Origin of the sequence: Amycolatopsis sp. NPDC059027, assembly GCF_042739735.1 — a bacterium.
GTDB lineage: Bacteria > Actinomycetota > Actinomycetes > Mycobacteriales > Pseudonocardiaceae > Amycolatopsis.
Genome location: NZ_JBHYIK010000002.1, coordinates 80,369 through 103,509, shown reverse-complemented (window position 1 = coordinate 103,509; position 23,141 = coordinate 80,369). Strand labels below are relative to the sequence as shown.

Annotated in this window: 19 protein-coding genes and 1 pseudogene; 13 read left to right on the top strand and 7 right to left on the bottom strand. The window is 69.7% G+C overall.

The annotated features are described in order from the left end of the window. Positions 1-3: 3 nt before the first annotated feature. Together argG and ACFWY9_RS01855 are read right to left on the bottom strand one after the other, a co-directional pair. Positions 4-1,449, bottom strand: coding sequence for an argininosuccinate synthase (gene argG / locus ACFWY9_RS01860; protein ID WP_378337924.1), 1,446 nt, complete (start codon positions 1,447-1,449; stop codon positions 4-6). A gap of 57 nt (positions 1,450-1,506) precedes the next feature. Continuing rightward, entirely contained in the window at positions 1,507-2,283 is a 777-nt protein-coding gene (locus tag ACFWY9_RS01855) for an AraC family transcriptional regulator (RefSeq protein WP_378328444.1), read from the bottom strand. Between the two features lie 104 nt (positions 2,284-2,387). Between ACFWY9_RS01855 and ACFWY9_RS01850 the strand changes: the two are divergent. From ACFWY9_RS01850 to ACFWY9_RS01820, 7 genes and pseudogenes are all read left to right on the top strand, one after another. Further along, a pseudogene (locus ACFWY9_RS01850) lies at positions 2,388-3,187 on the top strand (sulfite exporter TauE/SafE family protein). 235 nt (positions 3,188-3,422) lie between these two features. Then, positions 3,423-4,451, top strand: a complete 1,029-nt coding sequence (tdh, locus tag ACFWY9_RS01845) for an L-threonine 3-dehydrogenase (RefSeq protein ID WP_378328446.1) — start codon at positions 3,423-3,425, stop codon at positions 4,449-4,451. Between the two features lie 54 nt (positions 4,452-4,505). Next, the gene (locus tag ACFWY9_RS01840; RefSeq protein ID WP_378337923.1) at positions 4,506-5,705 is read left to right on the top strand and encodes a glycine C-acetyltransferase; all 1,200 of its coding nucleotides are present in this window, start codon (positions 4,506-4,508) and stop codon (positions 5,703-5,705) included. 4 nt (positions 5,706-5,709) lie between these two features. Next, entirely contained in the window at positions 5,710-6,624 is a 915-nt protein-coding gene (locus ACFWY9_RS01835; protein ID WP_378328448.1) for a LysR family transcriptional regulator, read from the top strand. Between the two features lie 103 nt (positions 6,625-6,727). Continuing rightward, a complete protein-coding gene (locus ACFWY9_RS01830) occupies positions 6,728-8,338 on the top strand; it encodes an AMP-binding protein (protein WP_378337970.1) in 1,611 nt (536 codons plus the stop codon). An 83-nt stretch (positions 8,339-8,421) separates the two neighbouring features. Next, positions 8,422-10,422 carry a WD40/YVTN/BNR-like repeat-containing protein gene (locus ACFWY9_RS01825; RefSeq protein WP_378337922.1) on the top strand — a complete coding sequence of 667 codons (2,001 nt, stop codon included), beginning with the start codon at positions 8,422-8,424 and terminating at the stop codon, positions 10,420-10,422. Between the two features lie 176 nt (positions 10,423-10,598). Next, complete coding sequence (locus ACFWY9_RS01820) at positions 10,599-11,324, top strand: fructosamine kinase family protein (protein WP_378337969.1); 726 nt, start codon at positions 10,599-10,601, stop codon at positions 11,322-11,324. A gap of 4 nt (positions 11,325-11,328) precedes the next feature. Here the strand turns inward: ACFWY9_RS01820 and ACFWY9_RS01815 are convergent, their stop codons facing one another. Next, positions 11,329-11,871 (bottom strand): YciI family protein, encoded by a 543-nt coding sequence (locus ACFWY9_RS01815; protein WP_378328481.1) that lies wholly within the window; start codon positions 11,869-11,871, stop codon positions 11,329-11,331. 238 nt (positions 11,872-12,109) lie between these two features. On the opposite strand from ACFWY9_RS01815, the gene ACFWY9_RS01810 reads away from it, so the two are divergent. Both ACFWY9_RS01810 and ACFWY9_RS01805 read left to right on the top strand, forming a co-directional pair. Then, a complete protein-coding gene (locus ACFWY9_RS01810) occupies positions 12,110-12,436 on the top strand; it encodes a type VII secretion target (protein WP_378328451.1) in 327 nt (108 codons plus the stop codon). Beyond that, entirely contained in the window at positions 12,436-14,205 is a 1,770-nt protein-coding gene (locus ACFWY9_RS01805; RefSeq protein WP_378337921.1) for a hypothetical protein, read from the top strand. The genes ACFWY9_RS01810 and ACFWY9_RS01805 overlap by 1 nt, the downstream gene beginning before the upstream one ends. Here ACFWY9_RS01805 and ACFWY9_RS01800 read toward each other — a convergent pair whose 3' ends face one another. After that, positions 14,206-15,066: an LLM class flavin-dependent oxidoreductase gene (locus ACFWY9_RS01800; RefSeq protein ID WP_378337920.1), complete on the bottom strand. Its 861-nt coding sequence runs from the start codon at positions 15,064-15,066 to the stop codon at positions 14,206-14,208. A 143-nt stretch (positions 15,067-15,209) separates the two neighbouring features. Between ACFWY9_RS01800 and ACFWY9_RS01795 the strand changes: the two genes are divergently transcribed. Then, positions 15,210-15,788, top strand: coding sequence for a TetR/AcrR family transcriptional regulator (locus tag ACFWY9_RS01795; protein ID WP_378337919.1), 579 nt, complete (start codon positions 15,210-15,212; stop codon positions 15,786-15,788). An 89-nt stretch (positions 15,789-15,877) separates the two neighbouring features. Here the strand turns inward: ACFWY9_RS01795 and ACFWY9_RS01790 are convergent, their stop codons facing one another. From ACFWY9_RS01790 to ACFWY9_RS01780, 3 genes are all read right to left on the bottom strand, one after another. Then, entirely contained in the window at positions 15,878-17,350 is a 1,473-nt protein-coding gene (locus ACFWY9_RS01790; protein ID WP_378328455.1) for an amino acid permease, read from the bottom strand. Positions 17,351-17,566: 216 nt separating this feature from the next. Then, positions 17,567-18,367 carry an NAD-binding protein gene (locus ACFWY9_RS01785; protein ID WP_378337918.1) on the bottom strand — a complete coding sequence of 267 codons (801 nt, stop codon included), beginning with the start codon at positions 18,365-18,367 and terminating at the stop codon, positions 17,567-17,569. Continuing rightward, complete coding sequence (locus ACFWY9_RS01780) at positions 18,307-18,912, bottom strand: hypothetical protein (RefSeq protein WP_378337917.1); 606 nt, start codon at positions 18,910-18,912, stop codon at positions 18,307-18,309. Before ACFWY9_RS01780 ends, ACFWY9_RS01785 begins: the two co-directional genes overlap by 61 nt. 127 nt (positions 18,913-19,039) lie before the next feature. On the opposite strand from ACFWY9_RS01780, the gene ACFWY9_RS01775 reads away from it, so the two are divergent. The 3 genes from ACFWY9_RS01775 to ACFWY9_RS01765 all read left to right on the top strand — a co-directional run bounded on the left by ACFWY9_RS01775 (position 19,040) and on the right by ACFWY9_RS01765 (position 23,085). After that, entirely contained in the window at positions 19,040-20,707 is a 1,668-nt protein-coding gene (locus ACFWY9_RS01775; RefSeq protein WP_378337916.1) for a helix-turn-helix domain-containing protein, read from the top strand. A gap of 99 nt (positions 20,708-20,806) precedes the next feature. After that, on the top strand, positions 20,807-21,427 hold the full coding sequence (locus ACFWY9_RS01770) for a TetR/AcrR family transcriptional regulator (protein WP_378337915.1): 621 nt from the start codon (positions 20,807-20,809) through the stop codon (positions 21,425-21,427). Further along, the gene (locus ACFWY9_RS01765; protein WP_378328459.1) at positions 21,424-23,085 is read left to right on the top strand and encodes an FAD-binding dehydrogenase; all 1,662 of its coding nucleotides are present in this window, start codon (positions 21,424-21,426) and stop codon (positions 23,083-23,085) included. Before ACFWY9_RS01770 ends, ACFWY9_RS01765 begins: the two co-directional genes overlap by 4 nt. Positions 23,086-23,141: the final 56 nt, after the last annotated feature.

Sequence of the window (23,141 nt, the reverse complement as noted above, 5' to 3'; positions counted from 1 at the left end):
GTGTCAGTCGGTACCGGACTCCATCGCGGCGCGGTCGAGCGATTCGTTGTCGCCACCCTGGCCGCGGGAGGCGATCACCTGGGCGCCACCCGCGGGCATCGCGCCGATCAGCCCGGTCGAGGCCGCCTGCGCGGCACCGATGAGCGTCGGGTGGGTGCTGCCGACCATGCCGAGCCCGGCGTACTGCTCGAGCTTGGCGCGGGAGTCGGCGATGTCGAGGTTGCGCATGGTCAGCTGGCCGATCCGGTCGACCGGGCCGAAGGCGGAGTCCTCGGTGCGCTCCATCGACAGCTTGTCCGGGTGGTAGCTGAAGGCGGGGCCCGTGGTGTCCAAAATGGAGTAGTCCTCGCCGCGCCGCAGCCGCAGCGTCACCTCGCCGGTGATCGCGGTGCCGACCCAGCGCTGCAGCGACTCGCGCAGCATCATCGCCTGCGGGTCCAGCCAGCGGCCCTCGTACATGAGCCTGCCCAGCCGCCGCCCCTCGTTGTGGTAGCCGGCGAGCGTGTCCTCGTTGTGGATCGCGTTGACCAGCCGCTCGTAGGCGATGTGCAGCAGCGCCATGCCCGGCGCCTCGTAGATGCCGCGGCTCTTGGCCTCGATGATGCGGTTCTCGATCTGGTCGGACATGCCGAGCCCGTGCCTGCCGCCCACGGCGTTGGCCGCCAGCACCAGGTCGACGGCGGTGTCGAACTCCTCGCCGTTGATCGACACCGGCCTGCCCTGGGCGAAGCCGATCGTGACGTCCTCGGTGGCGATCTCGACCTCGGGATCCCAGAACCGGACACCCATGATCGGATTGACGATCTCGATGCCGGTGTCGAGGTGTTCGAGGGACTTGGCCTCGTGCGTCGCGCCCCAGATGTTGGCGTCGGTGGAGTACGCCTTCTCCGTGCTGTCCCGGTACGGCAGGTCGTGCGCGAGCAGCCACTCGGACATCTCCTTGCGGCCGCCCAGCTCGCTCACGAACGCCGCGTCCAGCCACGGCTTGTAGATCCGCAGGGACGGGTTGGCGAGCAGGCCGTAGCGGTAGAACCGCTCGATGTCGTTGCCCTTGAAGGTCGAGCCGTCGCCCCAGATCTGGACGTCGTCCTCGAGCATCGCGCGCACCAGCAGCGTGCCGGTGACCGCGCGCCCGAGCGGCGTGGTGTTGAAGTAGCCGCGGCCGCCGGAGCGGATGTGGAACGCGCCGCAGGCCAGGGCCGCGAGGCCCTCCTCCACGAGCGCCGCGCGGCAGTCGACCAGGCGGGCGATCTCCGCGCCGTAGGCCTGGGCGCGCCCGGGCACCGAGGCGATGTCAGGGTCGTCGTACTGGCCGATGTCGGCGGTGTAGGTGCAGGGCACCGCACCTTTGTCGCGCATCCACGCGACCGCTACCGAGGTGTCGAGACCACCGGAGAAGGCGATCCCGACTCGTTCGCCGACAGGCAGGGAGGTGAGCACTTTGGACACGAGTGGAAGTATATACACATCCATGCATGACCATTCAAGCCGGGGGTGCTTCCCGTCTCAGCCGGGGTCCGCGGCGGCGCGGTACTCCCGGGGCGAGGCGCCGAGCAGCCGGACGAACATCGTGGTGAACGCCGCCGGGCTCTCGTAGCCCATCGCCGTCGCGATGTCCGCGACGGGCAGGCCGTCGGCCAGCAACGGCAGCGCGTGCAGGACGCAGGCGCGCTGACGCCAGCGCGTGAAGCTCATCCCGGTCTCGGCGTGGAAGAGCCGGTTCAGCGTGCGCTCGCTGACGTGCAGCCGGGCCGCCCAGCGCGCGGGCGGATCGTGGACGTCCGGAGCCTTCGCGAAGGACTCGCACAGCGTCCGCAGGCCCTCGTCGCGCGGAAGCGGGAGGTCGAGCGGCAGCGGGGCGAGCCCGCTCAACTCGTGCAGGAGCAGGGAGACGAGCGTCGCGTCCCGGCCACGCCGCGGGTAGCGCGGGGCGATGTCGACCGCGGCGAGCACCAGTTCCCGCAGCAGCGGCGAGACGTCCACGACCTGACAGCGCCGCGGGAACCAGGGCACCGCGGCCGGCTCGATGTAGAGGCTCCGCGTGCCGCCGCTCATCATCGTGACCTGATGCTCGGTGCCCGGCGGGATCAGGACCGCCCGGTGGGCCGGGACGACCCAGCCGCTCTCGGCCGTCTCGGCACGCATGAGGCCGTTGGCGCTGTAGAGGAACTGGGCCCGCCGGTGCCGATGCCAGGCCACGACGTGGTCCGGCGCGTAGTCCGTCCTGATCGCCAGCACGGCGCGGTCGATGTCGTCCACCTCGTCGATCAGGACGTTGTGCATGGCGCTGACGGTACTGTGTCCATTTCGCGCTGTGTCTGATTCAAGAAAGAAGTTGGCGATCTTTCGATTGCACGCCGACACCGGACGCTCGTACGGTCGCGGAAGTGCTCACCTCGATCCTGCTGTTGCTCGCCTTCGGCTGCCTGAGCGGCTTCACCACCGTCCTCTTCGGATTCGGCGGCGGATTCGTCACCGTTCCCGTCGTGTACGGCGTCGCGGCGGCCCATTCGGGCGGCGACGCGATGCACGTCGCCGTCGCCACCTCGACCGCGGTCATGGTCGTCAACTCCGCGATGGCGACCGCCACCCAGCTCCGTTCCGGGCGGCTGCGCAAGGAATACGTGTGGCCGCTGGTCGCTTCATCGGCGTCGGCGCGGTGCTCGGCGCCCTCGCCGCGACCGTGGCGGGCGACTCCGTGCTGCGCGTGCTCTTCGTCGTCTACCTCGCACTGACCATTGTGGACAGCGTGCTCCGGAAGGGATTTCTCCAGCCGGGTACCACTGGGCAGCCGCGGACGCTCGGGAAGGCGACCAGCACCGCGGGCGGTGTCGGCATCGGCGCGGTGGCGAGCTTCCTCGGCGTCGGCGGCAGCGTGATGACCGTACCTTTGTTGCGGCGCAAGGGTTTGCCGATGGCCGACGCGGCGGCGATGGCCAACCCGCTGAGTCTCCCGGTGGCCGTGATCGGCACCGCCGTCTACGCCTTCGCCGCCACCGCGTCCGGCCCCGCTCCCGCCGGGCAGATCGGCTACGTCGATCTCGTCGCGGGCGCGGCCCTGCTGGCCGGTTCCCTGCCCACCATCGCCGTCGCCCGGCGCGTCCTCGGCCGCCTCCCCGACCGCGTGCACGCCATCACCTACGTCTGCCTGCTCGCCGCCGCCCTCATCGCCGTCCTCGCCCGCTGACCCTCCAATCACGCGAGTTCTCCCTCCAATCACGCGAGTTCGCGCGTGAAGCACGGCTAACGGCCCCGTTAAGAAACCGTCGATGGACTCGGGCCGGGCCGCCGGGCAGATTGTTCTCTACCCAGCGTCACCACTTCCGAGTGCACCTCACCCGGATGGCCGCAGGGAGCTTGTCCCGGTCAGCGCCCGACCTCCCGTGCGGGTCCTGGCCCGCACGTGTACAGGAGGCTCAACGGTGAAAGCACTGGTGAAGGACAAGGCGGAGCCCGGGCTGTGGCTCCGCGACGTGCCCGAACCGGCCGTCGGCCCCGGCGACGTCCTCGTCCAGGTCCTGCGGACCGGGATCTGCGGCACCGACCTGCACATCCGCAGCTGGGACGGCTGGGCGCAGCAGGCGATCAGCGCGCCGCTCGTGGTCGGCCACGAGTTCGTCGGCGAGGTCGTCGAGGTCGGCCGCGACGTCAGCGAGATCACCGTGGGTGACCGGGTCAGCGGGGAGGGCCATCTCGTCTGCGGCAAATGCCGTAACTGCCTGGCCGGGCGACGTCACCTGTGCCGCGCCACCGTCGGCCTCGGCGTCGGGCGTGACGGCGCCTTCGCCGAGTACGTCGCGCTTCCCGCCTCCAACGTCTGGGTGCACCGCGTGCCCGTCGACGTGGACGTCGCGGCGATCTTCGACCCGTTCGGCAACGCCGTGCACACCGCGCTGTCGTTCCCGCTGGTCGGCGAGGACGTGCTGATCACCGGCGCGGGCCCGATCGGCCTGATGGCCGCGGCCGTCGCCAAGCACGCGGGCGCGCGGCACGTCGTCGTGACCGACGTCAGCGAGGAGCGGCTCGACCTGGCCCGCAAGGTCGGCGCCACGGTCGCGCTCAACGTCGCGCACAGCTCCATCGAAGACGTGCAGCGCGAACTCGGCCTGCGCGAAGGCTTCGACGTCGGGCTGGAGATGTCCGGCAACCCCCAGGCGATGCGCGACATGCTCGCCAACCTCACGCACGGCGGAAAGATCGCGATGCTCGGCCTGCCGTCGCAGGAGTTCGCCGTCGACTGGGCCAGGATCGTGACGTCGATGATCACGATCAAGGGCATCTACGGCCGGGAGATGTTCGAAACCTGGTACGCGATGTCGGTGCTGCTGGAAGGCGGGCTCGACCTCGCCCCGGTGATCACCGGCCGCTACAGCCATCTCGACTTCGAGGCGGCCTTCGACGACGCGGCGAGCGGCCGCGGCGGCAAGGTCATCCTCGACTGGGCCGCCTGACACCGCATATCCGCCCACGACCACCCACACCGCGACCTGCCAAGGGAATCCAGCATGTTCGACTCCGTCCGCGAGGACCTGAAGGCCACCCTCGACGAGATCACCGCCGCGGGCCTGCACAAGCCGGAGCGGGTGATCGGCACGCCCCAGTCGGCGACCGTCGACGTCACCGCGGGCGGCCGTCCCGGCGCGGTGCTGAACTTCTGCGCCAACAACTACCTCGGCCTCGCCGATCACCCCGACGTCATCGCCGCCGGCCACGCCGCGCTCGACCGCTGGGGCTACGGCATGGCGTCCGTGCGGTTCATCTGCGGCACCCAGGAAGTCCACAAGGAACTGGAAAACCGGCTTTCGGCGTTCCTCGGTCAGGAGGACACGATCCTCTACTCGTCGTGTTTCGACGCCAACGGCGGTGTCTTCGAGACGCTGCTCGGCGCCGAGGACGCGGTCATCTCCGACGCGCTGAACCACGCCTCCATCATCGACGGGATCCGGCTGTCGAAGGCCGCCCGGTACCGCTACGCCAACCGCGACATGAACGACCTCGAACAGCAGCTGAAGGAGGCGACGGCGGCCGGTGCGCGGCGCAAGCTCGTCGTCACCGACGGCGTGTTCTCGATGGACGGCTACGTCGCGCCGCTGCGGGAGATCTGCGACCTCGCCGAACGCTACGACGCCATGGTCATGGTCGACGACTCGCACGCGGTCGGTTTCGTCGGGCCCGGCGGTCGTGGCACGCCCGAGCTGCACGGCGTCATGGACCGCGTCGACATCATCACCGGCACGCTCGGCAAGGCGCTCGGCGGCGCGTCGGGCGGCTACGTCGCCGCGCGGGCCGAGATCGTCGCGCTGCTGCGCCAGCGTTCGCGCCCGTACCTGTTCTCGAACAGCCTCGCCCCGGTGATCGCCTCCGCTTCGCTCACCGTGCTCGACCTGCTGGAATCGGCGGGCGACCTGCGCGAGCGCCTCACCGCGAACACCCAGCAGTTCCGCAGCCGGATGGCCGAGGAGGGCTTCGACATCCTGCCCGGCGACCACGCGATCGTGCCGGTCATGATCGGGGACGCGGGCGAGGCGGGCAGGCTCGCCGAGCTGCTGCTGGAACGCGGCGTCTACGTCATCGGCTTCTCCTATCCCGTGGTGCCGCAGGGCAAGGCCCGGATCCGCGTGCAGCTGTCCGCGGCGCATTCGGCCGAGGACATCGACCGCGCGATCGCCGCGTTCGCCGAGGCCAGGAAGGCACTGGCAGGATGACGGGGTGATCGAAGCCCGACGGTTGCAGGCGCTGCAGGCCGTGGCGGACCACCACACGGTGACCGCCGCGGCCGCGGCCCTGTACCTGACCCCGTCCGCCGTGTCCCAGCAGATCGCCGCGCTGGAACAGGAGACGGGGCACAAGGTCCTGGAGCGCGACAAGCGCGGTATGCGGCTCACCCCGGTCGGGGAGATCCTGCTCCGCCACGCGCACGTCGTGCTGGCCGAGCTGGAGCGCGCCAAGGCCGAGGTCGCCGCGTACACCTCCGGTGACGCGGGCGAGGTCACCGTCGCGTCCTTCGCCACCGGGATCGCTGTCGTCCTCGCCCCGGCCATCACCGCGCTCGGCACGGGTTCGCCGGGCATCCGGATCCGGGTGCTGGACGCCGAAGGAGACGAAAGCCTGCCCATGGTGCTGGACGGCCGCGCCGACATCGCGGTCGCCGTCGAGTACCGGGGCGCACCGAGCGCCGACGACCGGCTGCTGCGGGTACCGCTCTACGCCGAGCCGTTCGACGCCGTGCTCCCCCGTCGTCACCGGTTCGCCGAGGCGGAAACCGTCCCGGTCGCGGCGCTCGCGGAGGATCCGTGGATCGGCCCGTACCCCGGGAACCCCTGTCACGACGTGATGGTCCTCGCCTGCGAGTACGCCGGGTTCGAACCCCGTCTGCAGCATTCCTCCGACGACTTCCGCGCCGTCGTCACGCTCGCCGCCGCCGGGGCCGGGGTGGCGCTCGTGCCCCGCTCCGCGTTGCGGGACATGGATCTTTCCCAGGTGGCTGTCCGGCCGGTCGACGACGTCGTCGCGACGCGCCGGGTGTTCGCGGCCGTGCGGTGCGGCACCGAGGACCACCCGCTGCTGCGGCCCGTCCTCGACGCCCTGCACGCCGCGGCCACCACTCCCGCCACCGTCGGCTGAGACCCCGTCCGTGGCCGACGCCGGGGATATCGCGCGCTCTTGACTGTCGTCAGGATTGGGCGATACTGAGCTGGCCTCGACGGCGTCCGAGAAGGGACTCCTGATGCAGCTCTCGCCGACCGCGCACGTGGACACCTTCTGCCGGGACCACCTTCCGCCCGCCGATCAATGGCCCGAATTCCCGTCGCTGCCCGAACTCGGCTACCCGGAGCGGCTCAACTGCGCGAGCGTGCTGCTCGACGAACCGATCGCCCGGTACGGCGGCGACCGGACCTGCCTGCGCACGCCGGAGGAACACTGGACCTACGCCGAACTGCGCGCTGCCGCGAACCGGATCGCGCGGGTGCTGACCGAGGATCTCGGAGTCGTCGCGGGCAATCGCGTGCTGCTGCGCGGGCCGAACACCGCGTGGCTCGTCGCCGCGTGGCTGGGCGTCCTCAAGGCAGGCGCGGTCGCCGTGACCACCGTGCCGCTGCTGCGGGCGGGCGAGCTACGGAAGATCCGCGACATCGGGAAGGTCGGTTTCGCCTTGTGCGATCACCGTTTTCTCGACGACCTCCAAGACCTCGGGATGCGAGTACTGCCTTACGGTGGCGACACCGATGACGACCTCACGAGGCGCTGCAAGGAAAAACCGTCCGAATTCGCCGACGTCCCCACCGCGGCCGACGACGTCGCCTTGCTGGCCTTCACTTCCGGCACGACCGGCCGTCCAAAAGCGACACTCCACTTCCACCGCGACGTCCTCGCCATCGCCGACACGTTCTCGCGGCACGTGCTGTGCCCGAACGCGGACGATCTGTTCACCGGCACACCGCCGCTGGCGTTCACCTTCGGGCTCGGCGCGCTGGTGATCTTCCCGCTGCGCGCCGGAGCCGCGAGCCTGCTGCTGGAGAAGGCGACCCCCGAACAGCTCGCCGATCACATCGCCGAGCACGAGGCCACCATCTGCTTCACCGCACCCACCGCGTACAAGGCGATGCTGGCCAGCGGCGCGACAGAACGGTTGCGTTCCTTGCGCCGCTGCGTTTCGGCGGGCGAACACCTTCCCGAGGCGATCTGGAAACGCTTCCACGCGGAGACCGGCGTCAGGATCATCGACGGCATCGGCGCCACCGAACTGTTGCACATCTTCATTTCCGCGGCCGACGACGACATCCGGCCGGGCGCCACCGGAAAACCCGTCCCCGGCTACCGCGCCGCGGTGCTCGACGACGCGGGAAACCCCGTGCCCGACGGCGAAACCGGCCGTCTCGCCGTCCAGGGTCCGACCGGCTGCCGCTATCTGGACGACCCGCGACAGGCCGAGTACGTCCGCGACGGCTGGAATCTCACCGGTGACACGTACATCCGTGACGCCGATGGCTACTTCTGGTACCAGGCCCGCTCCGACGACATGATCGTGTCGGCGGGCTACAACATCGCCGGACCCGAAGTCGAAGAAGCCCTTCTCGCGCATCCGGACGTCGACGAATGCGGTGTCGTGGGCGCCCCCGATCCCGACCGGGGCCGGGTCGTCTGCGCCTACGTCGTTCTCGGCCCCGGCAGACAACCCGACGCCGCCACGATGCGCGATCTCCAGGACTTCGTCAAGCAGCGGATCGCACCCTACAAGTACCCACGCCGGATCCGGTTTGTGAAAGCGCTTCCCCGGACCAGCACGGGAAAGCTCGAACGCCACCGGTTGCGCGAGGACGCCGCGTTGCCCGGGTAATCACCGAATTCTGTCCGTTTGTCACCCCAAGATCGGACGAATGCCTCTGTGCGGCAGCCGGTACGCACGCCAAGATCGTCCGCATGAGACTGAGATCGGCGACCAGACACACCCTCGTCATCGGGCTGCTGGCCCTGCTCGGCACTACCGTGACGACAGCCACAGCCAGCGCGGATCCCGTTCCCGCACCGAATTCCTCAGTGGACGCCGCCGCCCGGCCGCGCGGCGGCTGGGAACCGGTCGGCCCGAACAGCATCGGCGGGATGCTGGGCGTTTCCGGGTCACCGGACAAGATCAACGTGATGGAGCCCGCCCCGCCCATGCTGTGGTTGTCCGATGACCGCGGCGCATCCTGGAGCGCGCGGCGCGAACTGCCTCAGGACACCGTCATCCAGGCCTTCGTCACCAACCCTGCCGACGAAAACCGGATGCTGGCCATCGGCACCAAGCAGGAGGGCAGGGGCGACCAGTGGCGCGGCAAGCTGCTGGGCACCACCGACCGCGGCCGGAGCTGGCAGACCCTTCAGGAGTGGTGGCCGGAGGGCGCGTTCCAGCTCGCCGCCGACCCGACCGGCCGCACGATCGCGGTCATGCAGATGAACGGCGTGAGCGTCAGCACCGACGGCGGCGCCACCTGGCGCGTCGTGCCGAGGACCTGGCCGCGCGACGGCATCGCCGCGCCGCTGGGCGATCAGCGGATGACCGTCGTGGGCGACGATCTCTACTTCACCACCGTCCATCCGGAGTACTCGCTGTGGGCCATCCGCGGGTATGCCGGGGCCCAGCTGAAGGCCGAGCGGGTCTACCGGGCCGAGACCGAGGTCAACCAGGTCGCGTCCGACGGACGGCAGATCGTGGTCACCGTCGGCACGGAACTGCGAGGCTCGACCGACGGCGGCAGGACCTGGACGGTGCTGCGCCGCGACCCGACCGGGCAGCGCCTGCGCGAGCCGCGTTTCCTCAACGGCAGGCTCTACACCGCCACCTACCAGGACCTCGACGTCAGCACCGACGGCGGCAGAACATGGGCCCGCAAGCCGGTGCCCTCGCCCGGTGAGGGCGTGACCGACATCGCCGATCTCCCCGCGGGGAAGGGAAAACCGGCGACCACGCTGATTTCCGCGCTGTACCGCGGTGTCTACACCGACAAGGGCAAGGCGGGCTACGAGCAGATCGGCGTCCCCGGCGAGTCGATGCGCCAGCTGGTGACGACCGGGAGCTTCTGGCAGCCGCAGAGCCTGGTCGCGGCCGGGATGCAGGAGATCTACAACACCCAGCTGCCGCAGGGCAGGATCACCCCCTCGACCCGGGTCTGGCAGTCGCACCCCGGGGACCGGTTGCACGAGAACGCCTTTCTCTCGGTCTCCCCGCGCCGACCGGACGTCGTCTGGCAGATCACCAAGAACGGGTTCAACACCGACGTGCTGCGCAGCGGCGACGGCGGCCGGAACTGGCAGCTGACCAGCCAAGGGCTGGAGGGCTCGCCGCAGGCGTTCCTCGCGAATCCCGCGGACCCCGACCACCTGCTGATCGCGGCCTTCTCCATGTACGGGTCCGTGACCTACCGCAGCGACGACGCCGGGAAGCACTGGGAAAGGGCCGACGCTCCCGGCTTCCTCGCACTGGCCGGGGACCCGTGGAACCCGAAGCGCGTCTGGGGCGGCGGCCTGAGCGGCCTGTCCCGGTCCGACGACGGCGGCAAAACGTGGACACAGGTGTCGGAGGAGCCGGTCAGTGCCATCGCGGTGAGCGGCTGGGGTGAGGGCCGCATCGTGGTGGGCGGCGCCGGCCTGCGGCTCAGCACCGACAACGGCCGCACCTTCCGGCAGGTACAGGAGGGCTGGAACCCGCGGGAATTCACCCGGATCGTGGCGCATCCGTTCGATCCGCGCGTGTGGTTCGCGGGCAAGGCGGGTGACGACGGCGTCGGCGTGCTGCGCAGCACCGACTTCGGCCGCACCTGGTCGCCGCTGCCCGGTGCGATGCCCGATTCCCGGGTGCTTTCGCTGACGCTCAGCGCGGACGGCAGCAAGCTGTTCGCCGGAACGTCGCAGTCCGGCGCGTACCGCCTGACGCTCTACTGATGGATCAGCCGTACGCCGCGAGCAATCCCGCTCGCGGCGTACGGCTGTGGGTACCATCCGAAGCCGTGGAAGCTCCAGCCACCGCCGCCGCCCGGCTCACCGGACAGCCGGTCACCCGGACACGTCGCGTGTCCGGTTCGCTCACCGAAGCCGTGCTCGACAGCGGAGACGTCGTGATGGTCAAGCGCGGCCACGGCCCCAACGCCGTCGCGGCCGAAGCCGCCGGACTGCGCTGGCTGGCCGAGTCCGGCACCGTGCCCATACCGCGGGTCTGGGGCGACGACGAGCACTGGCTCGTCATCGATCGCGTCGATACCGGACACCCCGGCCCGGCGGCCGCGGAAGAGCTGGGCCGCGGGCTGGCCGCACTGCACGCCGCGGGCGCGCCCGCCTTCGGCGCCGCACCGCCCGGCGGCCCCACCGAGGCGTGGATCGGCCTCGCCCCGATGTCCACCACGACCGGAACCGACTGGCGCACCTGGTACGCCGAGCAGCGCGTGCTGCCCTACGTACGCCGCGCTGTCGACGACGGAACCCTCGACGGCGAGGAAGCCGCTGTCATCGAGCAGGCCTGCGAGCGGCTCCCGGCTTCGGCCGAACCACCCGCCCGGCTGCACGGCGATCTGTGGAACGGCAACGTCCTGTGGGCCCCGGACGGCGCCTGGCTGATCGACCCCGCCGCGCACGGCGGCCACCGGGAAACCGATCTGGCCATGCTCCACCTGTTCGGCTGCCCGCAGCTGGACCGGCTGCTCGACGCCTACCAGGAGGCCGCCCCGCTCACCGAGGGCTGGGCCGGCCGGATCGGCGCGCACCAGCTGTTCCCGTTACTGGTGCACACTGTCCTTTTCGGACGGTCATACGCCGGGCAGGCGGTCGCGGCGGCACGGGCGACCCGCTGACCACTCAGGACGGCCGCCCACCGGACCGCCAGGTGTGGACCTCGATGGCGGCGTAGCGACCCGCGGTCAGGAGGGCACGCGCCGCGCCCGCGTCCGGCGCGCGGACCAGCGCCGCCGTGCCCAGCCAGCCGGTACCGTCGTCGGACAGCAGCGGCCCGTACGCGATCAGCTCGCCCGAATCCGGCGGCGCGAGGTCGGCGGCCCGGCCTTCGCCGAAACCGAGCACGAGGTACCGGTTGCCACCGGTCCGGCCACCGGCGAACTCGTCCATCGTCCGTCCCAGCGTGTTGCGCCACCTGCGCAGCAGCACGTCCCGGTAGGCACCGGCCTGGTAGCTGGGCTCGTCGAAGGCGAACGCACGGGCGGCGGCGGGATCCGGCAGGTCGAGGATGTGCACACTGCCGGTGGGCGTCTCGCCGTCGAGGGTCGGACCGCGGGCGATCATCTTCGTCGCGTACCGGTCCATGTAGGTCCAATGCTCGTCGCGCAGGTTTTCGCGCAGTGCCAGGGAACCGGGCCGATCGCGGTGATAGCAGAAGAACTCCATGTGCACAGCTTCCCCCACCACGCACAGCGCCTGGGGCGTGTCCGGCAAGAAGGTCCGGTGGGGTGCCGGGAGGCCGCGAGTGTGGCGCATTTCATCGGCTGCCGGACGAGCGCGGCGGCCGGGTGACGCGCGAGTGAACTTTGCTCGTGCGGCCCCGATCCGTTGGGTGAAGTGACCCGATGCCGCCTTCGGCCGCCGGTAGCGTCGAATCCGTCGCAGGCCAGCAGGAGGAGGATCGGTGCCCGACCGGCTCGCAGTGGACGTCGAGCATCTCCGGCGGCAGAGCCGGGAGTTCCGGGCTTCCGCGGACGAACTGCGGACGCGGATCCAGAAGTTCCGGGAGCAGACCGAAAACACCCACGGCGCCTACGGTGAGACACCGAACGCCGCGGAGGCCGAGCGCGAGTACCGGGAAACCGTCCGGCAGACCCTCGATCACCTCGAAAAGATGCACCGGGACCTGCTGGAGACCGCGGAGGGCCTGGAAACGCAGGCTAAGGTCTTCCAGGACACCGACACGGCGGCCGCCGATTCGGTGTCCGCCGTCTTCCGCGTGGATTCCTGATGCCCCAGGACGCACTGGCCCAGGTCGGCCTGCCGGACCCGGGTGGCGATCCGGCGGCCCTGCACCACAACGCGCTGGGCTGGGCGGAGATCTCCGCGTACCTGGATGACCACAGCGCCCACCTCGCCGAGCTCACCGCGGCCAGCCTGCGGGACTGGGAGGGCGAGACCGCGAAAGCCTTCGCCGCGCACGGGAAAGCCTTGGCGGACAACGCCGCCAAGGCCGCGCAGACCACGGCCGCGGTGGCCGCCAGACAACAGCAACACGCGAAGACACACGAGACGATCAAGCAGATCATCATCGAACTGTGCGTCCAGATCGCCGTCATGCTGGCGTTCTACGCCGCGGCGGCGCTGTTCCCGCCGCTGCTGGCGTGGGCGCAGGCGTGCCTGGCCTATCTGATCGCCACCGGGGTCCGGGTACTGCGCCTGCTCGCCCAGGCGCTGAACCTGTTGGTGCGCTTCCTGATCCAGGCCAGGGCGTGGGTCAACTCCTTCTCGGAACTGACGTGGAAGACCTCGAAGTTCGGCCTCGGCTACGGCCGCATGGTGACCGAGGGCGTCCGCGACGTCGCCATCGACCTCACCGCGAACCTGGTGGCGGCCGGTGTCCAGCACAAGAAGATCGATCCGGCGCAGCTGTTCATCAGCGCCGGGATCGGCGGCGGCATCGGCGGTGTCGTCGGCGGGCTGGAGAAGACCGGCTTCAAGAAGGCCGTCGACGAGGCGGGCAACGTCCGGCGTGGCGCGGACGGCCTGCCCGAGTTCGTCCCGCTCGGCAAGCAGGCCCAGAACTTCGTGAAGAAGATCGGCCCCCGGCCGAGGCCCGCGCCCGCCCCGCCACCGCCCACCCGCTCGGTCGAGGTACTCACCAACGCCAAGAACGCGTACGACAACGCGAGACGTCTCGGTCTCAAGGACACGCCCGGCGAGAACCGCAGGCTCGCCGACAACCTCGCCGCCACGCGAAACCGCTACGACAACGCATTGACACGGCGGGCCGAGGCGAACGCGGAAGTCCGGCGGCTCAGTGACGACGTGTGGACGCGCGAACAAACCGCGCGGTCCTACCGGGGCGCGGCGGATCAGGCCGACCTCCGGGTCAGGTCGGCCGAGACGAGGCTGAACCTGTACCGGGCGTCCGGAAACCGGACCTGGGTGGACGAGGGCGCCCGCGAACTGGCGGACGCCCGCGTGGAATTCACCGCGGCGTCGGGCGGTCTGCGCACCGCCGAGGACGCACTGCGCGGCTCGCGGGAGAACCTGACGAACGCGCAGCGGGCAGTGACCCGCGCGAACGACGACGTCACGTCGGCCGAGACGGCGCACCGGCTCGCCAGGGACCAGGCGAACGCGTGGATCAGCCGGGACGCCACCCGCGACGTCGCCAGGAACCACACCACCTTCGGCGAGAAGTTCCGGTTCGTGCGCCGGAACAACGAGTGGAACGCCTCGTTCGGCAGCCCGAAGAAGTGGCAGGAGATCGTCTTCTACGACGTCCCCAAGGACACGTTCAAGGGTGCCGCCAACGGCGCGGCCAAATCCGCCGCCGAGGTCGCCAGGGGCAACGGCGACCCCGACGACATCTGGAAGGACGCGCTGCTCGGCGGCGCGACCGGCGCGGTGCGTGGCGGCGTGAACTCGGCGGGGAACAACAGGGCCTTCCCCGCCGGCGGCCTCGAGGAAACGCTGTGGAAGACCGGCAGCAAGACGATGGACGACTACGTGCGGCGCGAGATCAAGGACGCCACGTACGGGTCGAGCGCCTGATCATCCGCCGATCACCTCGTCGGCGACCCATCGCGCGACGTCGGCGGGATAGGGATCCGGCAGGCCGAGGACGATGTGCCCGAAGCCGGCGTCGACCGCTTCGCCGATCGCGTTCCGGGTCGTGCCAGGCCGTTCGTACGAGACGGGCAGGTGGATCGAGCGGGTGATCGAAGCGGGATCCCGGCCGATCTCGGTGCAGTAGCGATCCAGCAGCGCGCTGCGCTTGACGGCGTCGTCGATGTCGCCACCGGGAATGTTCCACAGGTCGGCGTGCGCGGCGACCACACGCAACGTCGAGGCCGCGCGGCCGCCGATCATGATCGGCGGATGCGGACGCTGGACGGGTTTCGGACTGCCGAACGCCCCGGTGAGCCGGACGTAATCGCCGTCGAAGCCGAACGGTTCCTCCTCCGTCCACAAGCGACGGATCACCGTGCACGCCTCGGCCAGCGCGGCCACGGCGTGCGCGGCGTCGTGGTAGGGCAGGCCGTGGGCGTCGTACTCGCGCCGGGCCAGCGGATGGCTGGGCCGGGAGCCCGCGCCGATGCCGAAGTCGAGCCGTCCGCCGGAGACGATGTCGACGGTCGTCGCGATCTTGGCCAGCATCGCGGGCGGCCGGAACCGGTTACTGGTCACCAAAAGCCCGAGCCGCAGCCGCTCCGTCCGCGCCGCGAGGGCCGAAAGCAGTGTCCAGCCCTCGAAAATCGGCCCGGCGAGGTCGCCGCCGATGGGCATGAGGTGATCGAACAGCCACGCGTGCTCGATCTCCGGGATCGCGTCGGCCTCGCGCCAGACCCGCAGAACGTCGTCGTAGCCGACCTGCATGGGGGCGGTCATGATCCCGAAGCTTGGCTGTGTCATGGGAGTTCCTGGTCCTTCCGTGGAACGGGGCCGGGCAGCGCGGGAGGTGCCGCCATGGCATCATGAGCAAGCGGAACAGTGCTCCGCTAACTATACGGAGCACTGTTCCGCTTAGCAACCATGGCCGGGGAAAGGAGTGCGCGGTGAAGGACGGCGACGGGAGTACGGGCCGGCCCAAGCGGGCGGACGCCCGGCGCAACGAGAAGGCGCTGCTCGACGCCGCCGCCGCGGTCTTCGTGGCGTCGGGTGTGGACGCACCGGTACGCGACATCGCGGCCGAAGCGGGCGTCGGGATGGGCACGATCTACCGCCACTTCCCGACACGCTCGGACCTCATCATCGCCGTCTACCGGCACCAGGTCGAGACCCTCGCGGACGCCGGTCCAGCCCTGCTGGCGAGCAGCGCGACACCGTATGCGGCACTGACGGAATGGATCGACCGCTTCGTCGATTTCCTGGTCACCAAGCACGGCCTCGCCGCCGTGCTGCAGTCCGACGCCGCGGGCTTCGACACGCTGCACGCCTACTTCATCGACCGCCTCGAACCGGTGGGCACGCGACTACTCGACGCCGCGGCCGAATCCGGCGAGATCCGCTCCGATGTGCGGGCCTACGAACTCATGCGCGGCGTGGGAAACCTCTGCATCGGCAACGATCCCCGCTACGACGCGCGGCGGCTGGTCGAACTCCTCGTCGCGGGCCTACGCCGGCCGGCCCGCTGAACGAAAGCCGGCCGCCGAGTGCGAGGGGGGCACACTCGGCGGCCGACGATTTTTCGCGCGGAGATTCCTCTCCGGACTATCGGCAGGGCTCAGGCGTCCTCACGCGGCTTTTCGGCAGACGCGTTGGCGAGCAAGGATTTCCGGCGCCCGTAGGCGAAGTAGATCACCAGCCCGATCGCGAACCAGATCCCGAACCGCAGCCACGTGTGCGGGTCGAGGAAGGTGACCAGCCAGAGCGAGAAGGCGATGCCGATGATCGGCACGATCGGCATACCGGGGCATTTGAAGCCACGGGGCAGGTCCGGGCGCCGGTAGCGCAGGACGATCACCGAAACGCAGACCAGCACGAACGCGAGCAGGATGCCGATGTTGGTCAGCTCGGCCGCTTCGCCGATGGGCAGCAGCCCGGCGATCACGGCGGACGCGCCGCCGAGGAGCCAGGTCATCCGGGTGGGAACCTGGCGGCGCGGGTGCGTCTTGGCGAACCACTTCGGCAGGAGACCGTCGCGGCTCATGGAGAAGCCGACCCGGGAGGCGCCCATCAGGAAGGTGAACAGCACCGTCAGGATGCCCAGGATCGCGCCGATCGCGATCACCGCGCCGAGCACCGGCAGCCCGACGGAGGCGAACGCACTGGAGAAAGCGCTCTCCGAGTTGATGTCCGAGTACTTGACCATGCCGGTCAGCACCAGGCACGCCAGGACGTAGAGCACCATGGAGATCGCGAGCGAGTACAGGATCGCCTTGGGCATGTGTTTCTGCGAGTCCTTCGACTCCTCCGCGGCCGTGCTCATCGCGTCGTAGCCGAACACCGCGAAGAACACCGTCGCCGCGCCGGTGAACGCACCGGACATGCCGAAGGGGAAGAAGGGGTTGTAGTTCCCGGACTTGATGTGGAAGGCACCCACGACGATCACCACGAGCACCACACCGACCTTGAGGTAGACCAGCGCGGTTTCGAACCGGGCCGCGTTCTCCATGCCGCGGTTCAGGATCCACGCGATGAGCAGGCACAGCAGCACCGCGAACAGGTTGATCTTGTACGACCCCGCCGCGACGCCCGCCGGTTCGGTTCCCGGCGCGCCCATCATCCACTGTGGTAGTCCGATGTGGAGGAAGCCGAGCAGATCGTTGAAATAGCCGGAAATACCGATCGCCACGACGGCGACGATGGCGGTGTACTCCAGCAGGAGATCCCAGCCGATTGCCCAGCCGACGATCTCACCGAGCACGGCATAGCCGTAGGTGTAGGCGGAGCCCGCCTTGGGGATCAGCCCCGCGAATTCCGCATACGAAAAGGCGGCCGCCGCGCTCGCGACCCCGGCGACGAGGAACGAGATCAGCACGGCCGGTCCCGCTTTTCCGTTCGCCACGGCCCCGGCCAGCGAGAAGATTCCGGCGCCGATGATGCCGCCGACGCCGATGGCCGTGAGCTGCCGCAAACTGAGCCCACGTTTCAGTGTGTGTTTTCCTCCCTCCGAAGACCCGATCTGATCGATGGGTTTGCGGCGGAACACCGTCGAACTCAGCCTCGGCCCGTGGGGCTTCGTGGTGGTGGCCATGTTCTGCTTCCTCACTGCGCTTCATTGCGCGTCATAGTTAGCTTGAACAGTCGTCGGAACGATAGGGATCGCACCGCAGGCAACGTGGTTCACCGCACCCGTCACAAGTCGTCAGCACGTGTCCGCACGGACAGGTGTGGTCCGTGAACCACAGGCGCAGCAACGCATCCGCGATGATTTCTTCGGCTTCTTCGATGATCATGACGGGTTCACCGGTCACCGCGCGGTCACCGAAACGGTCTGTCTGTCGTGCGTTTCCCATTCCAGCACTTCGTGCACGGAACCATCGGCGAGCAGGGCGTAAACCCGGCTGCCGACGGTGAACGTCGCGCGAGGCTGAAAACCCAGTGCCGCGGCGGCGATGAAGGATCCGCCGATCAGGTTGACGTCGCACGCGGTCGCGATGTGGAACAGCGACTGGGATTCCGCGGTGACGTCCTCATGCCCGCCCGAGCGCAGCACGATCCTCTGGTCCGGCGCGATCGCGCGGGCGGCCACCGCCACCGCGATGTTCTCCAGCACGTCGGACGAAACCGCGACGATCGCCCTCGCCCTCGGCAGGGCGAGTTTCTGGAGCAGGAACCGATCTCCGCCGCGGCCGAAGATCACCGGGATACCCAGGGACTTGGCGAGCGGCACGCATTCGGCGGCGGAATCCCGTTCCACCGCTACGACAGCGACACCGAGCCGCTGCAGTTCGCGACACAGCCGGATGCCGACCTGGCCGAGCCCGACGACGATGACGTGGCCGCGCCGGGGCACCGCGCGGGCGCCGACGATACCGGTGAACCTGCCGGAGGTCATGCGATCGACCAGGCCCGCGGTGAACAGGGCCGAGAACCCGAGCACGCACAGCAGGGTGAACACGGACAACGCCTGGTACCAGGTGGGAACGTGCTCCGACGCGGCGGGGCCGACGGTCGTGAGCGTCTTCGCCGCGTTCCACAACGCCGTGATCACCGGCTCGTGCAACGCGAAAACACCCAGCAGCGTGTCCAGGACCAAAATGGACAGCAACCCGGTGAGTCCGGCCAGTAACGCGCGGTTGCTTCCTTCCAGTGGCCGGAACTGCGCGTGCAGCCAGGGCCGGAGGGTACGTTTTCGACGATCTCGCCAGGAGCCGGCCGCATCGCCCGCAGCCCGCCGGGCACGCGACGAACGCCGACGTAGTCGCCCGCCGACGTCACGCACAGGCTCGTCAGCTCTTCGTCGATGCACGGGCCGAGCAACGCGGGGACCAGCGCGTCGGTCATCCCGATCACCGTGCAGTCGGGCACCGACCGGACCAGCTCTTCCGCGACCGTCTTGTCGAAGAGCGTGACCAGCAACCGGATGCCGGGGCGCACGTGCTCCACGAGCAGTGCGTGGCGAAGCACCCAGATGTCGTCCCGGGAAACGATCACGACGACGTCGACCGTGTCGTTAGGACTGTCCAGACCCAGTTCGCCGTGGAGATCGGCCACGGACGGCGTGCTCAGCCGTCGCAGGCCCGCTCCCCACGCCGTGGTGTAACCGGCGACGGCGTCGGCGAGCGCACCGTCGCCGATCAGTAAGAGGTGCATCGCCCCGCCTCGTTGGTGTGCGCCCTTGCGTTGCCGAGAACCTTAGAAAGCGGCGCCCTGTCGCAGACGGTCTATCTGGCCACTGTTGACGCGGTACCATTGTCCGATCGCACATCGATGGAGGGTGATGGATCGCCACGCGGCCCCGCCGGGGACAGCGAGTCTTCGCCAGCTGCTGGTGGCACTCGGCACTCCCCTCGCCGATCTGGTCGCCGCGCCGGACGGCCTCGACATCGAAGTCAACGACGTCGTCATCCTCGATCCGGACGACGAGCCCGACTCCTACGCCGGCGATCTCGTCCTGATCATCGGTTCCCGGGGCCGGGCCGCGATCCGGCTGGTCCGGGCCGCCGCTCAGCGGGGAGCTTCCGTGGTGGCCGTCAAGGTGCCGGGCGGCGACGCGATCGACGACCTGCGGGCGACCGCCAACGAGGCCCGCGTCGCCGTGCTCGCGGTCCGGCCCGAAGTGCGCTGGGACCAGCTGGACTTCTTCGCGCGGGGTGCGGTGGCCGACGCGAAGGCCACGTCGGCGGCCGACCCCGATGATTCCGACGACCTGTTTTCCTTGGCCCAGACCATCGCCGCGCTCACGGGCGGCAGTGTGAGCATCGAGGACAGCGCGAACCGCGTCCTGGCCTACTCACGGTCGGACGACGACGTCGACGAGCTACGCAGACTGTCCATTCTCGGCCGTGAAGGGCCCGCAGCCTACCTCGCGATGCTGCGCGAGTGGGGTGTCTTCGACCGGCTCAGCGCCGGCGACGACGTCGTGCACGTCGACGAACGACCGGAACTGGGCGTCCGCCGCAGGCTCGCGGTCGGGATCCGCGCCGACGCCGAACTGCTGGGGTCGATCTGGGTCCAGGAGGGCAGCACCAAGCTGACCGAGCAATCCGACGGCGCCCTGCTCGGCGCCGCCAGGGTCGCCGCACTGCACCTCGTGCGCAGGCGGACCGGCATAGCCGTCGAGTCGCGGTTCCACGACGATCTCCTGAACGGCATGCTCGAAAACCGTATCGACGCCGCCACGGTGGCTGCGCACATCGGCACCGACGCCACGAAACCCGCCGTGGTCGTGGTGTTCGCCGAACACAGTGCCGAGCAGGCGTCCGAATCGGACCGGCCCGCCCGCGAACTCCGCGGCGCCGCCATCACTAACCTCATCTCCGTACACGCCGCCGCCTACCGCCGGACCGCGCTGGCGACCACGATCGGCTCCCGGGTGTACGTACTGCTGCCCGATCTGCCCGCCGACGGCGGCGACACGCTCGCACTCGGGCTGGCCCGCGAGATCATCGCCGCCGCGGGCAAACGCCTTCGCCGTGCCGTCCGCGCGGCCGTAGGGTCCATTGTGGACAGTCTCGGGTCGGTCGCCGAATCACGCCACACGGCCGACCGGGTCATGAACGTCATGGCGCACAAGACCATCAACGTGGCGACCATGGCCGAAGTCCGCGCCGAGGTGCTCGTCTCCGAAACCCTCGCCATGATCGGTGACAATCCCCATCTGCGGGACCCAAGGGTGACCACGCTCGTGGTCCACGACCGGGAACACGGCTCCGAGCTCGTCCCCTCCGTCATCGCGTACCTGGACCTGCTGGGCGACATCCGCACCGCCGCGCGACGCCTGCACATCCACCCCAACACCCTGCGTCAGCGGCTCAAGCGCGCCACCGCCCTCAGCGGCCTGGACCTCACGGACTCCCACCAGTGCCTGTTCACCCATCTGCAGCTGCTGCTCGCGACGAGTCCGCAGTCCACAGTGGACCAGCAGAGCACGGCCCACGGCCGCTGAGGCGCGCGAATCCGCCGCCTGCCGCGCGGCTTCGGCTCGTGAGCGTTCTGGCGGACGCTCACGATGCATGGATGTATCCGATACGCTAGTGTATCGACCGTGGAGACCGGCAAGCGAGTGACGAAGCGGCGAGCCGAGACCCGGCAGCGCCTGCTGGAGGCCGCGCTGACGGTGTTCGCCGAAGAGGGCTTCGGCCGGTCCACGGTCGAGCAGGTGTGTGACCGGGCGGGCTACACCCGAGGCGCGTTCTACTCGAACTTCGCCTCGCTGGACGAGCTGTTCCTGGCGATGTGGGAACAGCGGTCGCAGGAGCTGGTCACCGGGATGCGGACGACGTTCGACGAACTCGCGGACTCCGAGCTGCACGACGTCCGCTCGGTGGTCGAGCGGCTGCTCCCGGCGATCCCGCTGGACGACGTCTGGTACCGCGTGAGCGCCGAATTCACCGCGCACGCCCTGCGCAACCCCGGCCTGCGACGGGTGATGGCGGCTCGCGAGGAGGCCATCCTCGCCGCGGTCATCCCGTATCTGGAGGCCCTGCTCGCCCGGATCGGCCGCACCGTCCCGGATCCGGTGGCGCTGGGCCAGGCGCTGATCGCCGTCCACGACGGCACCGCCGTGCAATGCCTGATGGAGCCGGACAACGCCACCGTGTGGCAGCGCCGGACCGACCTCGCCGTCCAGGTCGTGACGGCCTACAGCACCGGAGGAAAGCAGTGAGTTTCGCACCGGACGTCATCGTGGTCGGCGCGGGCCTCGCCGGGCTCGTCGCGACGCACGAGCTGGTCAAGGCGGGCCGCCGCGTGCTGATCGTCGAGCAGGAGAACCGCGAAAACCTTGGCGGACAAGCGTTCTGGTCGCTCGGCGGGCTGTTCTTCGTCGACACGCCGGAGCAGCGTCGGCTCGGGATCAAGGACTCCTACGAGCTGGCGCTGCAGGACTGGCTCGGCTCCGCCGGGTTCGATCGCGAGCGCGAGGACCATTGGGCGCGACAGTGGGCCCAGGCTTACGTCCGCTTCGCCACCACCGAAAAACGCGACTACCTGCACGAGCTGGGCCTGCGACTGACTCCCCTGGTCGGCTGGGCCGAACGCGGCGGCGACGCGGGCGGGCACGGCAACTCGGTGCCCCGGTTCCACCTCACCTGGGGCACCGGTCCCGAGGTCGTCCGCGTGTTCGCCGAGCCGGTGCTCGAAGGCGAGAAGCGCGGTCTGGTGCGGTTCGCGTTCCGACACCAGGTCGACGAGCTGATCACCGACGGCGAGGCGGTGACCGGGGTGCGCGGCACCGTGCTGGAGCCGACGGACCTCGACCGCGGCAAGGCGTCGTCACGGACGGCGGTCGGCGAGTTCGAGTTCCACGCGAAGGCGGTCCTCGTCGCGTCCGGCGGCATCGGCCACAACCACGACCTCATCCGGCGCAACTGGCCGGCCGACCGGCTCGGTCCCTGCCCGCGCACGATGATCCCCGGCGTTCCGTCCCATGTGGACGGCCGGATGATCGCCATCACCGAGAACGCGGGCGGCGCGATCGTCAACCGCGACCGGATGTGGCACTACACCGAGGGAATCCACAACTGGAACCCGATCTGGCCGGACCACGCCATCCGGATCATCCCCGGCCCGTCTTCACTGTGGTTCGACGCGAACGGACGGCGGCTGCCCGCCCCGAACTTCCCCGGGTTCGACACCAACGAGACGATGAAGGCCATCCTCGCCACCGGGCAGGACTACTCCTGGTACGTGCTGACGCAGACGATCCTGGAGAAGGAGTTCATGCTCTCCGGATCGGAGCAGAATCCCGACATCACCGGCAAGGACCTCAAGCAGGTGCTGACCGGCCGGGTCGGCAAGGGCGCGCCGGGCCCGGTGGACGCCTTCAAGCGGCACGGCGTGGACTTCGTCGTCGCGAACTCCTTGCCCGAACTCGTGGACGGGATGAACAAGCTCTCGCGCGGGCCGATGCTCGACGTCGCCGAGCTGGAGCACCAGATCGTCGCGCGTGACCGCGAAGTCGGCAACGCGTACTCGAAGGACCTGCAGCTGATGGCCGTCGGCAACGCGCGCCGCTACGTCGGCGATCGCGTCGCGCGGGTCGCGAAGCCGCACCGCATCCTCGATCCCGCGCACGGCCCGCTCATCGCGGTGCGGCTGAACATCCTCACCCGCAAGACGCTCGGCGGGGTGCAGACCGACCTCGGCTCCCAGGTGCGGCGGCCGGACGGGACGCCGCTGCCCGGGCTGTACGCCGCCGGCGAGGTCGCGGGCTTCGGTGGCGGCGGAGTGCACGGCTACAACGCGTTGGAGGGGACGTTCCTCGGCGGCTGTATCTTCTCCGGCCGGGCCGCGGGCCGCGCGATGGCGAGGACGCTGTCATGATCGTCGGTGTCGCAAAAGGACTGTCTACATGACACACTTCGGTGACTACCAGAACG

What these genes read in the sequence shown, in the direction of transcription:
- ACFWY9_RS01775 (WP_378337916.1), top strand. Translation starts at nt 19,040, where the DNA reads ATGGATCGCCACGCGGCCCCGCCGGGGACAGCGAGTCTTCGCCAGCTG.
- ACFWY9_RS01840 (WP_378337923.1), top strand. Translation starts at nt 4,506, where the DNA reads ATGTTCGACTCCGTCCGCGAGGACCTGAAGGCCACCCTCGACGAGATC.
- ACFWY9_RS01800 (WP_378337920.1), bottom strand. Translation starts at nt 15,066, where the DNA reads ATGACACAGCCAAGCTTCGGGATCATGACCGCCCCCATGCAGGTCGGC.
- ACFWY9_RS01780 (WP_378337917.1), bottom strand. Translation starts at nt 18,912, where the DNA reads ATGCACCTCTTACTGATCGGCGACGGTGCGCTCGCCGACGCCGTCGCC.
- ACFWY9_RS01790 (WP_378328455.1), bottom strand. Translation starts at nt 17,350, where the DNA reads ATGGCCACCACCACGAAGCCCCACGGGCCGAGGCTGAGTTCGACGGTG.
- ACFWY9_RS01830 (WP_378337970.1), top strand. Translation starts at nt 6,728, where the DNA reads ATGCAGCTCTCGCCGACCGCGCACGTGGACACCTTCTGCCGGGACCAC.
- ACFWY9_RS01805 (WP_378337921.1), top strand. Translation starts at nt 12,436, where the DNA reads ATGCCCCAGGACGCACTGGCCCAGGTCGGCCTGCCGGACCCGGGTGGC.
- ACFWY9_RS01825 (WP_378337922.1), top strand. Translation starts at nt 8,422, where the DNA reads ATGAGACTGAGATCGGCGACCAGACACACCCTCGTCATCGGGCTGCTG.
- ACFWY9_RS01820 (WP_378337969.1), top strand. Translation starts at nt 10,599, where the DNA reads ATGGTCAAGCGCGGCCACGGCCCCAACGCCGTCGCGGCCGAAGCCGCC.
- ACFWY9_RS01855 (WP_378328444.1), bottom strand. Translation starts at nt 2,283, where the DNA reads ATGCACAACGTCCTGATCGACGAGGTGGACGACATCGACCGCGCCGTG.
- ACFWY9_RS01815 (WP_378328481.1), bottom strand. Translation starts at nt 11,871, where the DNA reads ATGGAGTTCTTCTGCTATCACCGCGATCGGCCCGGTTCCCTGGCACTG.